Annotated in this window: 9 protein-coding genes and 2 riboswitches; of the genes, 4 read left to right on the top strand and 5 right to left on the bottom strand. The window is 64.8% G+C overall.

Annotated elements, in window-relative coordinates:
- Positions 1 to 76: 76 nt before the first annotated feature.
- Entirely contained in the window at positions 77 to 3,787 is a 3,711-nt protein-coding gene (gene metH, locus LOY69_RS18410; RefSeq protein ID WP_265073382.1) for a methionine synthase, read from the bottom strand.
- Between the two features lie 153 nt (positions 3,788 to 3,940).
- Here metH and LOY69_RS18405 point away from each other — a divergent pair, with 153 nt between their 5' ends.
- Both LOY69_RS18405 and nfuA read left to right on the top strand, forming a co-directional pair.
- Positions 3,941 to 6,232 (top strand): fatty acid cis/trans isomerase, encoded by a 2,292-nt coding sequence (locus tag LOY69_RS18405; protein WP_110596691.1) that lies wholly within the window; start codon positions 3,941 to 3,943, stop codon positions 6,230 to 6,232.
- Positions 6,233 to 6,375: 143 nt separating this feature from the next.
- A complete protein-coding gene (nfuA, locus tag LOY69_RS18400; protein WP_102864880.1) occupies positions 6,376 to 6,960 on the top strand; it encodes a Fe-S biogenesis protein NfuA in 585 nt (194 codons plus the stop codon).
- 176 nt (positions 6,961 to 7,136) lie between these two features.
- On the opposite strand, the gene cobM is transcribed toward nfuA, so the two are convergent.
- From cobM to LOY69_RS18380, 4 genes are all read right to left on the bottom strand, one after another.
- The gene (gene cobM / locus LOY69_RS18395; protein ID WP_102864881.1) at positions 7,137 to 7,883 is read right to left on the bottom strand and encodes a precorrin-4 C(11)-methyltransferase; all 747 of its coding nucleotides are present in this window, start codon (positions 7,881 to 7,883) and stop codon (positions 7,137 to 7,139) included.
- Between the two features lie 81 nt (positions 7,884 to 7,964).
- Positions 7,965 to 8,378, bottom strand: a complete 414-nt coding sequence (locus LOY69_RS18390; protein ID WP_102881552.1) for a cobalamin biosynthesis protein — start codon at positions 8,376 to 8,378, stop codon at positions 7,965 to 7,967.
- A complete protein-coding gene (locus LOY69_RS18385; protein ID WP_102881551.1) occupies positions 8,375 to 9,076 on the bottom strand; it encodes a CbtA family protein in 702 nt (233 codons plus the stop codon). Before LOY69_RS18385 ends, LOY69_RS18390 begins: the two co-directional genes overlap by 4 nt.
- Positions 9,077 to 9,087: 11 nt before the next feature.
- Positions 9,088 to 9,276: a CbtB domain-containing protein gene (locus tag LOY69_RS18380; RefSeq protein WP_060839964.1), complete on the bottom strand. Its 189-nt coding sequence runs from the start codon at positions 9,274 to 9,276 to the stop codon at positions 9,088 to 9,090.
- A 96-nt stretch (positions 9,277 to 9,372) separates the two neighbouring features.
- Positions 9,373 to 9,599: riboswitch (cobalamin riboswitch) on the bottom strand.
- Between the two features lie 73 nt (positions 9,600 to 9,672).
- A riboswitch (cobalamin riboswitch) is annotated at positions 9,673 to 9,885 on the top strand.
- Positions 9,886 to 9,982: 97 nt separating this feature from the next.
- Between LOY69_RS18380 and cobW the strand changes: the two genes are divergently transcribed.
- Positions 9,983 to 11,053 (top strand): cobalamin biosynthesis protein CobW, encoded by a 1,071-nt coding sequence (cobW, locus tag LOY69_RS18375; protein WP_102881550.1) that lies wholly within the window; start codon positions 9,983 to 9,985, stop codon positions 11,051 to 11,053.
- A 3-nt stretch (positions 11,054 to 11,056) separates the two neighbouring features.
- Entirely contained in the window at positions 11,057 to 14,830 is a 3,774-nt protein-coding gene (cobN, locus tag LOY69_RS18370; protein ID WP_265073381.1) for a cobaltochelatase subunit CobN, read from the top strand.
- The last annotated feature ends 41 nt before the right edge of the window (positions 14,831 to 14,871 follow it).

Here is a 14,871-nt window from a genome sequence, read left to right as displayed (position 1 = left end):
AACAGAGCATAGACAATGTCGCCTGTGATGGCGGGCTGGTGTAGGAGCCGGCGGGCCGGCTCCTACAGAGTCTGGGTCAGTTGTCGTAGCCCAGGTTCGGCGCCAGCCAGCGTTCGCTTACGGCCAGGTCCTGGCCCTTGCGCTCGGTGTAGCTCTGCACCTGGTCCTTGTCGACCTTGCCCACCGCAAAGTACTGCGCCTGCGGGTGGGCGAAGTACCAGCCGCTGACTGCAGCCGCCGGGAACATGGCGAAGTGTTCGGTGAGGAACACGCCGCTGCGGCCGGCGCGGCCTTCGCTGGCCTCGGGGTCGAGCAGGGCGAACAGGGTGCTCTTCTCGGTGTGATCCGGGCAGGCCGGATAACCCGGGGCAGGGCGGATGCCGCTGTACTGCTCCTTGATCAGCGCCTCGTTGTCCAGCTGCTCATCCTGGGCATAGCCCCAGTAGTCTTTACGCACCTGCTGGTGCAGCCACTCGGCGCAGGCTTCGGCTAGGCGATCGGCCAGGGCCTTGACCATGATCGAGTTGTAGTCGTCGCCGGCATCCTGGTAGGCCTTGGCCACTTCCTCGGCGCCGATCCCGGCGGTGGTGATGAAGCCGCCGACATAGTCAGTGATGCCGCTGTCTTTGGGCGCGACGAAGTCGGCCAGGGAGAAGTTCGGCTTGCCGTCAGTCTTGATGATCTGCTGGCGCAGGTGATGCAGACGGGCCAGGGGCTGGCCGTCGTCGCCGTAGACTTCCAGGTCGTCGTCCTGCACCTGGTTGGCCGGCCAGAAGCCGAATACCGCCCGGGCGCTGATCAGTTTTTCATTGATCAGCTTGTCGAGCATCTCCCGGGCGTCCTTATACAGGGCGGTAGCGGCTTCACCGACCACTTCGTCTTCGAGGATGCGCGGGTACTTGCCGGCCAGGTCCCAGGAGATGAAGAACGGCGTCCAGTCGATGTACTCGGCCAGCACCTTGAGGTCGATGTTGTCCAGCACTCGGGCGCCGGTGAAGGTCGGTTTGACTGGCTGGTAGCCGGCCCAGTCGAACTGCGGCTTCTTGGCGATGGCCGCGGCGTAGCTCAAGCGCTCGGTACGGGCGCTGCGGTTGGCAGTGCGCTCGCGCACCTCCACGTACTCCTCCCGGGTCTTCTCGACGAAGCCAGCCTTGAGCTCCTTGGACAGCAACTGGGTGGCCACGCCCACGGCGCGGGAGGCGTCGGTGACGTAGACCACCGCGTCATTGCTGTACTTGGGCTCGATCTTCACCGCGGTGTGGGCCTTGGAGGTGGTGGCGCCACCGATCATCAGCGGCAGGTGGAAATCCTGGCGTTGCATCTCGCGGGCGACGTGGACCATCTCGTCCAGGGACGGGGTGATCAGCCCGGACAGGCCGATGATGTCGCACTTCTGCTCCTTGGCCACCTGGAGGATCTTCTCCGCCGGTACCATCACCCCGAGGTCGACGATGTCGTAGCCGTTACAGCCCAGAACCACGCCGACGATGTTCTTGCCGATGTCGTGCACGTCGCCCTTGACCGTGGCCATGAGGATCTTGCCCTTGGCCTCCGGCTTGTCGCCTTTCTCCAGTTCGATGAACGGAATCAGGTGGGCTACTGCCTGTTTCATCACCCGGGCGGACTTCACCACCTGGGGCAGGAACATCTTGCCGGCGCCGAACAGGTCGCCGACCACGTTCATGCCGGACATCAGCGGGCCTTCGATCACTTCGATCGGGCGGCTGAAACTCAGGCGCGACTCTTCGGTGTCTTCGACGATATGGCTGGTGATGCCCTTGACCAGGGCGTGCTCCAGGCGCTTGTTGACGTCCCAGTTGCGCCATTCCTCGGTTTCCGCTTCCTTGACGCTGCCATCGCCCTTGAACTGGTCGGCGATGGCCAGCAGCGCGTCGGTGCCGTTTGGCGTGCGGTTGAGCACCACGTCTTCCACGGCATCGCGCAGCTGCTGTGGGATCTGGTCGTAGATCTCCAACTGGCCGGCGTTGACGATGCCCATGGTCAGGCCGTTGCGGATCGCGTACAGCAGGAACACCGAGTGGATCGCCTCACGTACCGGGTTGTTGCCGCGGAACGAGAACGACACGTTGGACACGCCGCCGGAGCTCAGGGCGTAGGGCAGTTCATCGCGGATGTAGGCGCAGGCGTTGATGAAGTCCACTGCGTAGTTGTTGTGTTCCTCGATGCCGGTGGCCACGGCGAAGATGTTCGGGTCGAAGATGATGTCTTCCGGCGGGAAGCCCACTTCATTGACCAGGATGTCGTAGGAGCGCTTGCAGATTTCCTTCTTGCGCGCCTCGGTGTCGGCCTGGCCGACCTCGTCGAAGGCCATCACCACAACGGCGGCGCCGTAGCGCTTGCACAACTTGGCGTGGTGAATGAACTGCTCGACGCCTTCTTTCATGCTGATGGAGTTGACGATGCCCTTGCCCTGGATGCACTTGAGGCCGGCTTCGATCACTTCCCACTTGGAGGAGTCGATCATGATCGGTACGCGGGAGATGTCCGGCTCGCCAGCGATCAGATTGAGGAAGGTGACCATGGCCTTCTTCGAATCCAGCATCCCTTCGTCCATGTTGATGTCGATCACCTGGGCGCCGGCTTCCACCTGCTGCAGGGCGACTTCCAGGGCCTCGGTGTAGTTGTCTTCGCGGATCAGCCGGGCGAACTTGGCCGAACCGGTGATGTTGGTGCGCTCACCAACGTTCACGAACAGCGAGTTGCGATCGATGGTGAAGGGCTCCAGGCCCGACAGGCGGCAGGCCTTGGGAATGTCCGGGATCTGTCGCGGGGCATAACCGGCCACGGCTTTGGCGATGGCGGCAATGTGCCCCGGGGTGGTGCCGCAGCAGCCGCCGACGATATTCAGGAAGCCGCTCTGGGCGAATTCCTCGATGACCTTGGCGGTTTGCTCCGGCAGTTCGTCGTATTCGCCGAATTCGTTGGGCAGGCCGGCGTTGGGGTGCGCCGAGACGTAGGTGCTGGCCTTGTTCGACAGCTCTTCCAGGTACGGACGCAGCTCGCTGGCGCCCAGGGCGCAGTTCAGGCCCACCGAGATCGGCTTGGCGTGGGCCACGGAGTTCCAGAAGGCCTCGGTGGTCTGGCCCGACAGGGTGCGGCCGGAGGCATCGGTGATGGTCCCGGAAATCATGATCGGCAGCTCGACGCCCAACTCTTCGAACACGCCCTGTACGGCGAAGATCGCCGCCTTGGCGTTCAAGGTGTCGAAGATGGTCTCGATCAGGATCAGGTCGGCGCCGCCTTCGATCAGGCCCTTGGTGGACTCGGTGTAGTTCTCCACCAGTTCATCGAAGGTGACGTTGCGGTAGCCGGGGTTGTTGACGTCGGGCGACAGCGAGCAGGTACGGCTGGTCGGGCCCAGGACGCCGGCGACGAAGCGCGGCTTGTCCGGGTTCTCCTGGGTCTTGGCGTCGGCCACCTTGCGGGCCAGGCGTGCGCCCTCTACGTTTAATTCGTAGGCCAGTTCTTCCATGCCGTAATCGGCCATGGAAATGCGCGTGGCGTTGAAGGTGTTGGTTTCCAGGATGTCGGCGCCGGCATCCAGATAGGCTTTTTCGATGCCACCGATCACGTCCGGACGGGTGATCACCAGCAGGTCGTTGTTGCCCTTGACGTCGCTGGGCCAGTCGGCGAAACGCTTGCCACGGTAGTCCTGTTCTTCGAGCTTGTAGCTCTGGATCATGGTGCCCATGCCGCCATCGAGAATCAGAATGCGCTCTTTGAGGGCTTGCTGGAGAGCGTGGAGGCGAGCACTGCGATCAGACATGAGAACTACCTGGTAGGGCCATAACGAAGGGCGTGGATCATAGCAAACCTGCATGGATTTGCGGCATGTACGGGTTTTACATGAATATCGCTCACGTTGGTCGTGGGGCGAGATCGGTAGAATTGCGGCGTTTTTTCTTTCGGGACCAGGGACATGCCGTTTCGTTTTATCGTCAGCAGCGCGCTGCTGCTTCTCAGTTCAGTGTGCATGGCCCAAGGTCCGGCTCCGGCGATTTCCTACACCCGCGACATCCAGCCGATCTTCACCGAGAAGTGCGTGGCCTGTCATGCCTGCTACGACTCCGCCTGTCAGCTCAACCTGGGCAGCGGCGAAGGGGCCGGTCGCGGTGCTTCGAAGATTCCGGTGTACGACGGCGAGCGGAGTCAGGCGCAGGCGCCTACCCGGCTGTTCTATGACGCCAGCGGCAAGGCGGCCTGGCAGCGCCATGGGTTTTTTTCGGTGCTCGACGCCCAGGGCAGCCAGGCCGCACTGATGGCGCGCATGCTCGAACTCGGTCATCGCACCCCGCTGCAGCCTAATGCCAAGTTGCCCAGCGAGATCGTCCTGGGCCTGAGCCGGGAGAACATGTGCCCGCAGCCGGCGGAGTTCGACGCCTATGCCGGTGCGCACCCGAAAGAGGGCATGCCCCTGGCGGTCACCGGTCTCACCGAGCAGCAATACCAGACCCTGCAACGCTGGTTGGCCTCCGGTGCGCCCATCGACGAGCAGGGCCTGGCCCCCAGTGCCCGGGAAAGCCTGCAAGTGGCCCAGTGGGAGAACCTGCTCAACGCCCCCGGCGCTCGGGAAAGCCTGGTGGCGCGCTGGCTCTACGAACACTGGTTCCTGGCCCATGTCTATTTCGAAGGCGGCGAGCCGGGGCACTTCTTCCAGTGGGTGCGCTCGCGGACCCCCAGCGGCCAGCCCATCGACCTGATCAACACCCGTCGCCCCAACGACGACCCGGGCACCCAGGTGTATTACCGCCTGTGGCCGGTGCAAGGGGTGATCGTGCACAAGACCCACATCACCTACCCGCTGAGCGCGGCGAAGATGGCCCGGGTCAAGACCCTGTTCTACAGCGGCGACTGGCAGGTCAGCGCCTTGCCGGGCTACGGACCAGGGCGCCGGGCCAATCCGTTCGAGACCTTCGAGGCGATTCCGGCCAAGGCCCGCTACCAGTTCATGCTCGATAACGCCGAATACTTCGTGCGCACCTTCATTCGTGGCCCGGTGTGCCGCGGGCAGATCGCCACCGATGTGATCCGCGACAACTTCTGGGCGCTGTTCCAGGCCCCGGAACACGATCTGTACATCACCGATCCGGCCTATCGCGGCCAAGCCACACCGCTGTTGGCCATGCCCGGGCAGAACGACGATGTCGGCAGCGTGCTCAGCCTGTGGCTGTCCTATCGCGACAAGCGCAACGAGTACGAAGCCCTGCGCCGCGACTTCTATGCCGATTCTCCGGCCCCCAGCTGGTCGACCCTGTGGGCCGGCAACGACAACGCGCTGCTGAGCATCTTCCGCCACTTCGACAGTGCTTCGGTGAGCAAGGGCCTGATCGGCGAGGTGCCGCAGACGATGTGGCTGTTCGATTACCCGCTGCTGGAGCGCACCTATTATCAGCTGGCGGTGAATTTTGACGTGTTCGGCAACGTCTCCCACCAGGCCCAGACCCGGTTGTACTTCGACCTGATCCGCAACGGTGCCGAGCAGAACTTCCTGCGCCTGATGCCTGCTGGCACCCGTGAGGATTTCCTTGACGATTGGTACCAGAACAGCGGCAAGTTCAAGATGTGGCTGGATTACGAGTCCATCGACGACGACAAGCGCAGCGCCCTGAAACTGGACCCCAAGGACCCGAAGAAAGACTTCGCCCATCAGTTGCTGGCCCGCTATGGCGAGCTCAACGCCAAGCCGGACCCGATCAATCGCTGTGACAGTGCCTATTGCTCGCGGCCCAATATCGACCCGGCGTTGCAGGATGCCGATCAGGCCCTGAGCCGCCTGGCGTCGCGTCCGGCGGCGGGACTCAAGGTCATCGAGCAGTTGCCGGAAGCTACCTTGCTGCGGGTCCAGGCCCCGAGCGGCAAGCGCGAGTTCTACAGCATGCTGCGCAATCGCGCCCACAGTAACGTGGCCTTCATGCTGGGCGAGTCGCTACGCTACCAGCCGGGCCTGGACACCCTGACCATTTTTCCGGGCATTCTCAGCAGTTATCCGAACTTCATGTTCAACGTTCCAAGCGAGCAGGTGCCGGCATTTGTCCAGGCCATGCAAGCGGCCAGGGACGCCGCCGGCTTCGAGAAGATCGTCGATCGCTGGGGGATTCGCCGCAGTCATCCGCAGTTCTGGCAGTACTTCCACGACCAGACCCGTTATCTGCAGGAAGTCGACCCGGTCGAGGCCGGAGTCATGGACATGAACCGTTACGAAAACCTCTGATACAGGGCCGCTATCTGTCCTCGGGACGCCCGCTGGCGGGCCCCGGGGAAGCCCTATACCAAGGTCTATCCCGACAAAAATACTAGGACTTTGTCAGCGGCGTCGATTGGCGTAAACTGCGCCCACGTCTGCGAGGAACCACCATGAGCGCCATAACCATTACCGACGCCGCCCACGATTATCTGGCTGATCTGCTATCCAAGCAGAACACCCCGGGGATTGGCATCCGCATCTTCATTACCCAGCCAGGGACTCAGTACGCCGAGACCTGCATCGCCTATTGCAAGCCGGGCGAAGAGAAACCCGAAGACAAGGCCCTTGGCCTGAAGAGCTTCACCGCCTACATCGACGCCTTCAGCGAAGGTTTCCTCGATGACGCGGTGGTCGACTACGCCACCGACCGCATGGGCGGCCAGCTGACCATCAAGGCGCCCAACGCCAAGGTGCCGATGGTCAATGCCGACAGTCCGGTCAACGAACGCATCAACTACTACCTGCAAACCGAGATCAACCCCGGGCTGGCCAGCCACGGCGGTCAGGTCAGCCTGATCGACGTCGTTGACGACGGCATCGCCGTGCTGCAATTCGGTGGCGGTTGCCAGGGTTGCGGCCAGGCCGACGTGACCTTGAAGGAAGGTATCGAGCGCACCCTGCTCGAGCGCATCCCCGAGCTTAAGGGCGTGCGCGACGTCACCGACCACACGCAGAAAGAAAACGCCTACTACTAAGGCGTTCGCTGCGAACAAAAAACGGCGCCCCGTGAGCGCCGTTTTTTTATGCCCGCAAACCAGCTCCCCGCAAAAAAGCCTCCGTAGGAGCCGGCTTGCCGGCGAATGGGTCCTCAAGCCTTGCACGATGCCAAGACCGCCTTCGCTGGCAAGCCAGCCCCTACACAGCGTGTGTGTCAGGGGCGATAGAGGTGCGCGTGCCCGGCGCGGTACAGCGATGATTCGCTGAACGCGTCCGTGGCCAGCACCCGGCCCACCAGGATCAGCGCCGTGCGCCGGAAACCCTTGGCCGCGACTTTATCGGCAATGTCCGCCAGGGTGCCCAGGACCCAGTCCTGATCCGGCCAGGTGGCTCGGTGTACCACGGCAATCGGGCAGTCGGCGCCGTAGTGCGGCAGCAGCTCTGTGACTATCTTCTCCAGGTGGTTGACCCCCAGGTGAATCGCCATGGTGGCGCCGTGGGCCGCGAGGCTAGCGAATTCTTCACCGGCCGGCATGGCGGTCTTGTCCGCATAGCGGGTCAGGATCACGCTCTGGGACACATCCGGCAGGGTCAATTCGGCTCCCAGCAGGGCGGCACAGGCGGCGGTGGCGGTGACGCCAGGGATGATCTCGAAGGGAATACCCAGCTCCCGCAGGCAGCGAATCTGCTCGCCAATGGCGCCATACAGGCTCGGATCGCCGGAATGTACCCGGGCTACATCCTGACCCTGGTCGTGCGCGTGCTTGATCGCCTCGATGATCTGTTCCAGATGCAGCTCGGCGCTGTTGATCACTCGTATCGCGCTGTGGCCTTCGAGGACGGCCTCGGGCACCAGCGAGCCGGCGTAGATGATCACCGGGCAGCGATGGATCAGGCGCTGGCCCTTGACCGTGATCAGTTCCGGATCGCCGGGACCGGCACCGATGAAATAGACAGTCATGGCTGTGTCCTGTGAAAAAGGGGCTGGAGCCAGCTTCAAATGAAGATTGCTCATGATCAAGGCGGCGGATTATCGAGGATTTTACCGGCAAGCGGCCATTGCCAGGGTGGCCTGGGCGAATTTCTGACGAGGGATCAGCAGTTTGGCCGGGCCGGGATGCAGCTGTTCAGCCATGGCCAGGGCGGCACTTTCGGCAACGCCGTAGCAGCCGGTGCGTTCAAAGGCGATCTGTGAACGGTGGCTCAGGCGCAAAGCATAAGGCGCCAACTGCGTGCTGCTGAAACAGGTCAGCGGCAATGCCAGTTGTTCGGCCAACTCCAGCAGTCCGGGCTCGGCCCGTTTCAGGTCGATGCTCGCCAGGGCGAAAACCTGCTGCGTATCGATGCGATGGGCTTCCAGCACCTGATCCAGCAGCGCGCGCAGCGTGGTCGCCGGGCAGCCTTTCTGGCAGCCCAGGCCGACCACCAGGGTCGACGCTGCGCGCACCTCGATCATGCCGAGTACGGATCCGTGTTCTTGCGCCGGAACAGCCAGGCGCTGATCAGCCCGAGGGCCAGCCAGAAGGCGGCGTTGGTCAACTGTGAAGCGATTTTGAACTGGGTCTCCAGTGCTTGCGGGGCCAGCATCGAATGCACTTCCGGTTGTGGTGCGCCGATCACGTGAGGCACGGCGATGATGGCGGCGCCCAGCAGTTTCAGCAGCCAGTTGCCTGCGAACACGATCAGGGCAAGGCCCACGGCGGTGGAAGCGGCGGCGCCGATCCACCAGACCTGGCGCTGCACCAGATCGGCGGCAGCGGTGCCCGGCAACTCCGGCGGCAGGCCCAGGGTCGGCGCCAGGCAGAAGGTCGCATAACCGGCCAGGCCCCAGAGCAGGCCCTGGGAAGTGCGGCTGGGCGCCCGCAGGGTATAGAGCCCGGCCAGCATCAGGGCGAAGCCGACGGCCACCACCAGGTTGCCACCGGTGGTGGACAGCACCCGCTGCCAGCCATCTTCCGGTTCCCAGGCTTCGGCGTCGTGGCTGTGGCCGGCCATGGCGCCTGCGGCGTGTTCATGAGCCTCCACGGCCGGGGCCTGTTCATAGGTTTCCGCCTGCAGAATCAGCGGGGCCACCCAGAAGCTCTGCAGCAGGGTCAGCAGCAAGGCCGCCAGCAACCCGCTGAAGCCTGCGGTTTGTGCAATACGCTTGATCATGTCGGCAGGTCTCAGTGGCAAGGGAAAGCAGCGCTGTGACGAGTGTCGTGGGCGGCGTTGTGCACCGCTTCGATATGGGAGAAACCGGCGAAGTACACCAGGCAGGCGCCCAGCAGCGAAGCGCCGATGGCGGCCACCAGGCGCTGGCTCAGGGTGGAGGTGCTGCTGGCGGAGTGGCTGGTGCTGCTGATGATCGACATGGCGCTTCCCTTTGGAGTGTCGGCGGGGGAGGAGCGCAGGAAAACCCCGCGTGAGGAGCGCGCAGGGTTTGCAACAGCGCCCGCCCACCGCGGGTTTGTTATGTGTGTGTTGCGGGCCGGTCTCCGGGCTTGCGAGGGGCAAGGCTGTGTCATGCCGTGCCGACAAGTGTCGCCTTCCCATGCCTTGGCACAGTGGATCTGACACTTCGCTCGCTTACCGTTGCGGGGGCAGCACCGGACTGGTCACGACTTTTTAGTAAAGCACGTGATTCACCGGTTTCCCGTTTCACCCTGTGAAGGGCACCCGTAACAAGGCGCGTAGCAAATCATGGGCGGGGTAACGTCGTCAATTGCGGATGCCGGTGTATTGCCGATTGACCGTCCCCCGCGCTCTGCGTAGCCTTGCGCCTTCGAGGTTCTTCGGCCAGCGGTCGAAGCTAAGAAGGGAACGCGGTCGATGCCGCGGCTGCCCCCGCAACTGTGAAGGGTTTCATTTCTGCAAGGCCACTGCATTGGCGTTCGTAACGCCTGCGGGAAGGCGCAGAAACCGCCAGTCCAATGACTGGCAAGCCCCCAGCCAGGAGACCTGCCTCGATCCCAGATTCTCACTACAACCGGGCGGGGTGATCCGGTGGCGAAATCTCCGCGCGCCTCTGCGCTGCGGCTCTCGTCCCGTATGCCCGCCACCTTTGCCAAGGGGCATCCGATGAAAACACTGGCCAAACTTCCCGTCACCATCGTCACCGGCTTCCTTGGCTCGGGTAAGACCACCTTGCTCCGGCACATGCTGGACAACGCCCAGGGCCGGCGCATCGCGGTGATCGTCAACGAGTTCGGCGAGCTGGGCATCGATGGCGAGATCCTCAAGCAATGCTCCATCGGCTGCACCGAGGAAGAGGCCAGCGGCCGGGTCTACGAGCTGGCCAACGGCTGCCTGTGCTGCACCGTGCAGGAAGAGTTCTTCCCGGTGATGCGCGAACTGGTGGCGCGCCGTGGCGACCTGGACCACATCCTTATCGAAACCTCCGGCCTGGCCTTGCCCAAGCCCCTGGTCCAGGCCTTCCAGTGGCCGGAAATCCGCAGCGCCTGCACCGTCGACGCGGTGATCACCGTGGTCGACAGCCCGGCCGTGGCCGCTGGCACCTTTGCCGCGTTCCCCGATCAAGTGGACGCCCAGCGCAAGCTCGACCCCAACCTGGACCACGAATCGCCGCTGCACGAGCTGTTCGCCGACCAGCTGTCCAGCGCCGACCTGGTGATCCTCAACAAGACCGACCTGATCAACCCCGAAGACCTGGCCAAGGTGCGCCTGGAAGTGGCCGAAGAGCTGCCGCCGGCGGTCAAGGTCATCGAAGCCAGCAGCGGCCGCCTGCCCCTGGACGTACTGCTGGGCCTGGGTGCCGGCTCCGAGGAACACATCGACGGTCGCCACAGCCACCACGATCACCACCACGACGGTGACGACGACCACGACGATCACGATCACGACGCCTTCGACTCCATCTCCATCGAACTGCCCCAGGCCGACGAAAGCCTGCTGCTGGACGCCCTGACCCAGCTGGTGGTCAAGCACGGCATCCTGCGGGTCAAGGGCTTTGCCGCGATCCCCAACAAGCCGATGCGTTTGCTGATCCAGGGCGTGGGCACGCGCTTCGACAAGCACTTCGACCGCAAGTGGGGCGCTGACGAAGCCCGGACCACGCGCCTGGTGCTGATCGGCCAGGAACTGGACGCCGCCCAACTCGAAGCGCAACTGCGCGCCGCCCTCAGCGTGTAAGCCATGCACCTGCTCAGGACCCAGCCCGGCGGTTTCGTGTCGGATGACAACATTGCCGACCTTGGACAAACCCCCGCCGAGCTGGTGATCCTGTGCAGCGGCGACTCCAGCCTGGCGCTGCTGGCCGATGCCGCCGAGCAGTTGCCCGAGGATTACCCCAGCTTTCGTTTGGCCAACCCGATGCAGGTGCAGAACCACGCTTCGGTGGATCTGTATGTGGACCAGGTGCTGCGCCACGCCAAGGTGATCCTGATTTCCCTGCACGGCGGCATCGGCTACTGGCGCTACGGCGTCGAGCGGCTGGTGGAGCTGTCCCAGCGCGGGGTGCAACTGATTCTGGTGCCGGGGGACGATCGTCCGGACCCGGAGCTCAGCGACCTGAGCACCGTGGGCCCCGTCGAGCGCGATCGCCTGTGGCAGTTCCTGCGCCAGGGCGGGCGCGACAACGCGCTGAATTTCTACCGCTGCCTGGCCAGCGGCCTGCTGGGGCGCGACTACCCCTGGAGCGAGCCGCAGACCCTGCCACGCACGGCGATTTACCACCCGCACAAGAGCCAGGCCACTCTCAGCGACTGGCAGGCCGATTGGCAGCAAGGGCAAGCAGTGGCGGCGCTGTTGTTCTACCGCTCCCACCTGCAGGCGGCCAACACCGGCTTTATCGACCTGTTCTGCCAGCGCTTGCAGGCGGCGGGGCTCAACCCCTTGCCGATCGCCGTGGCCAGCCTCAAGGAGCCCGGCTGCCTGAGCCAGGTGGAAGAGTGGCTGGAGGCAACCGCGGCCGGGGTGATCCTCAACACCACCGGCTTTGCCCAGTCCAGCCCCGAAGCCCCGCACCTGCGGCCGTTCCGCCGCAACATTCCGGTGATCCAGGCCATCTGCGCCCAGGACAACGAACCCGGCTGGCGCGACAGCGAGCAAGGCCTGGGCCCGCGGGACCTGGCCATGCACATCGCCTTGCCGGAACTGGACGGGCGCATCATCAGCCGGCCCATCAGCTTCAAGGACCTGGCCTGGCGCAGCGAGCGCAGCCAGTCGGACGTGGTCTGCTATCGCGGTCAGCCCGAGCGCATGGACTTTGTCGCCGAACTGGCCCGGCGCTGGGTCGAGCTGGGGCGCCTGGACAACGGCTACAAGCGCATCGCCCTGGTGCTGGCCAACTACCCGACCCGCGACGGGCGCATCGGCAACGGCGTCGGCCTGGACACTCCGGCTGCGGCGCTGAACATCCTCAAGGCCCTGCACGCCGAAGGCTACCCGCTGCCGGCCGAGTTGCCCGCCAGCGGCAGTGAGCTGATCCGGCAACTGCTGGGCGGGGTCAGCAATGATCTGGACAGCCTCGACCAGCGCCCGTGCCAGCAAAGCCTGGCCCTGGACGACTACGCGCTGATGTTCCAGGCCCTGCCGGAAGCCAACCGTCAGGCAGTGCTGGCGCGCTGGGGCGCACCGCAGCAAGACCCGATGTTCCGCGACGGGCGGATGATGATTGCCGGCCTGCGCTTTGGCCTGACCTTCGTCGGCATCCAGCCGGCCCGGGGTTATCAGGTGGACCCCAGCGCGGTCTACCACGACCCGGACCTGGTGCCGCCCCACGGCTACCTGGCGTTCTACTTCTGGCTGCGCCAGACCTACGGCGCCCATGCGCTGATCCACGTCGGCAAGCACGGCAACCTGGAATGGCTGCCGGGCAAGGGTGTCGGCCTCTCGGAGAACTGCTGGCCGGATGCGTTGCTGGGGCCGCTGCCGAACATCTACCCGTTCATCGTCAACGACCCGGGGGAGGGCGCCCAGGCCAAGCGCCGCACCCAGGCAGTGATCATCGACCACCTGATGCCGCCCCTGACCCGTGCCGAAACCTACGGCCCGCTGCGTAACCTGGAGCTGCTGGCGGACGAGTACTACGAAGCCCAGCTGCTGGACCCACGTCGCGCTCGGGAGCTGCAACGGGACATCCTGCAACTGGTGCGCGAGACCCACATCGACCGTGAGTTGCAACTGGGCGAACAGCTGGACAGCGACGCCGACGCGGCGATCTGGCTGCCGCGCCTGGACACTTACCTGTGCGACCTCAAGGAATCGCAGATCCGCGATGGCCTGCACGTGTTCGGCGAATCCCCCGGCGGCCGACTGCGCATCGACACCCTGCTGGCCCTGCTGCGCATTCCCCGGGGCGATGGCAAGGGCGCTCATGCCAGTCTGCTGCGGGCCTTGGCCAAGGCTTTCGACCTGGGCTTCGATCCGCTGGACTGCGCCCTGGCCGAACCCTGGACCGGGCGTCGCCCGCAGCCGTTGCGACAGCTCAGCGATGCCTTGTGGCGCACGGCGGGCGATGTGCGCGAACGCCTGGAACTGTACGCCGCAGCATTGATCGAAGCCGCGCTCCAGGGCCCGGTGGCGCAGTTGGATGAGCCGGGCTGGGAGCCGGTACGGGTCATCATCGACGCCTTGCGCGAAGTGGTCGCGCCGCGCCTGGACGCATGCGGCCCGGCGGAAATGCGTGGCCTGCTGGACGCCTTGAACGGGCGTTTCGTCCCCGCAGGGCCCAGCGGTGCACCCAGCCGCGGGCGTCTGGACGTGCTGCCCACCGGACGCAACTTCTATTCGGTGGACGTGCGCAACCTGCCCACCACCACCGCCTGGCGCATCGGTTTCCAGTCGGCGAACCTGATTCTCGAACGCCACCTGCAGGACCACGGCGATCACCTGTTGCAACTGGGCCTGTCGGTCTGGGGCACCGCCACCATGCGCACCGGCGGCGACGACATTGCCCAGGCCATGGCCCTGATGGGCGTGCGCCCGGTGTGGGCCACCGGCAGCCAGCGGGTGGACGATTTCGAGATCCTGCCCCTGAGCCTGCTGGACCGGCCGCGGGTCGACGTGACCCTGCGGGTGTCCGGGTTCTTCCGCGACGCCTTCGCCAACCTGATCCGCCTGTTCGACGCAGCGGTGCAAGCGGTGGCGGCCCTCGATGAGCCTGAGGACATGAACCCCCTGGCGGCCAGGGTTCGCGCCGAGCGCGAGGCCTTGATCGCCTCCGGCCTGGAGCAGGACGCGGCCGCGCGTCAGGCTGGCTGGCGGATCTTCGGCGCCAAGCCCGGGGCCTATGGCGCCGGGGTCCAGGGTGCCATCGACGGTCGCCTGTGGCAGAGCCGCGAGGACCTGGCCGAGGTCTACCTGAACTGGGGCGGCTATGCCTATGGCGGCAACGACGAAGGCACCGCCGCCCGCGAGCAGTTCGCCACCCGCCTGAGCCAGGTGCAGGCGGTGTTGCAGAACCAGGACAACCGCGAGCACGACCTGCTGGATTCCAACGACTACTACCAGTTCCAGGGTGGCATGTTGGCCGCGGTGGAAAGCCTCAGCGGGGCCAAGGCTGCCAGCTACCACGGCGACCACAGCCAGCCGGACCTGCCGAAGATCCGCACCCTCAAGGAAGAACTGAATCGGGTGATCCGCTCCCGGGCGGCCAATCCGAAGTGGATCGAAGGGGTCAAGCGCCATGGCTACAAGGGCGCCTTTGAAATGGCCGCGACCCTGGACAATCTGTTCGCCTTCGACGCCACCACCGAGCTGATCGACGATCACCAGTACGCCTTGCTGGCGGACGCCTACCTGCTGGACGACTCGACCCGCGAGTTCGTCCGCCAGCATAATCCCCACGCCCTGCGCGACATGACCGAGCGCCTGCTGGAAGCCCAGCAGCGAGGCCTGTGGCAAGAGCCCGGCGATTATCGTGAAGCCCTGGAGCACCTGTTGCTGGATATTGAAGAAGACAGCTGAGCCTGTAGCCGCTGCTGCAGGCTGCGAACGCCGACGACGTC

It is taken from the genome of Pseudomonas sp. B21-059, from assembly GCF_026016285.1.
In the GTDB taxonomy this organism is placed as follows: Bacteria; Pseudomonadota; Gammaproteobacteria; order Pseudomonadales; family Pseudomonadaceae; genus Aquipseudomonas; species Aquipseudomonas danubii.
Note: the sequence above shows the minus strand (reverse complement) of the source record. Positions and strands in the feature narration are given on the sequence as shown.

Excerpts from the sequence above, each read along its gene's own strand:
- LOY69_RS18380 (WP_060839964.1), bottom strand. The coding sequence starts at position 9,276 with ATGTCGATCATCAGCAGCACCAGCCACTCCGCCAGCAGCACCTCCACC.
- LOY69_RS18390 (WP_102881552.1), bottom strand. The coding sequence starts at position 8,378 with ATGATCGAGGTGCGCGCAGCGTCGACCCTGGTGGTCGGCCTGGGCTGC.
- cobN (WP_265073381.1), top strand. The coding sequence starts at position 11,057 with ATGCACCTGCTCAGGACCCAGCCCGGCGGTTTCGTGTCGGATGACAAC.
- cobW (WP_102881550.1), top strand. The coding sequence starts at position 9,983 with ATGAAAACACTGGCCAAACTTCCCGTCACCATCGTCACCGGCTTCCTT.
- nfuA (WP_102864880.1), top strand. The coding sequence starts at position 6,376 with ATGAGCGCCATAACCATTACCGACGCCGCCCACGATTATCTGGCTGAT.
- cobM (WP_102864881.1), bottom strand. The coding sequence starts at position 7,883 with ATGACTGTCTATTTCATCGGTGCCGGTCCCGGCGATCCGGAACTGATC.
- LOY69_RS18385 (WP_102881551.1), bottom strand. The coding sequence starts at position 9,076 with ATGATCAAGCGTATTGCACAAACCGCAGGCTTCAGCGGGTTGCTGGCG.
- LOY69_RS18405 (WP_110596691.1), top strand. The coding sequence starts at position 3,941 with ATGCCGTTTCGTTTTATCGTCAGCAGCGCGCTGCTGCTTCTCAGTTCA.
- metH (WP_265073382.1), bottom strand. The coding sequence starts at position 3,787 with ATGTCTGATCGCAGTGCTCGCCTCCACGCTCTCCAGCAAGCCCTCAAA.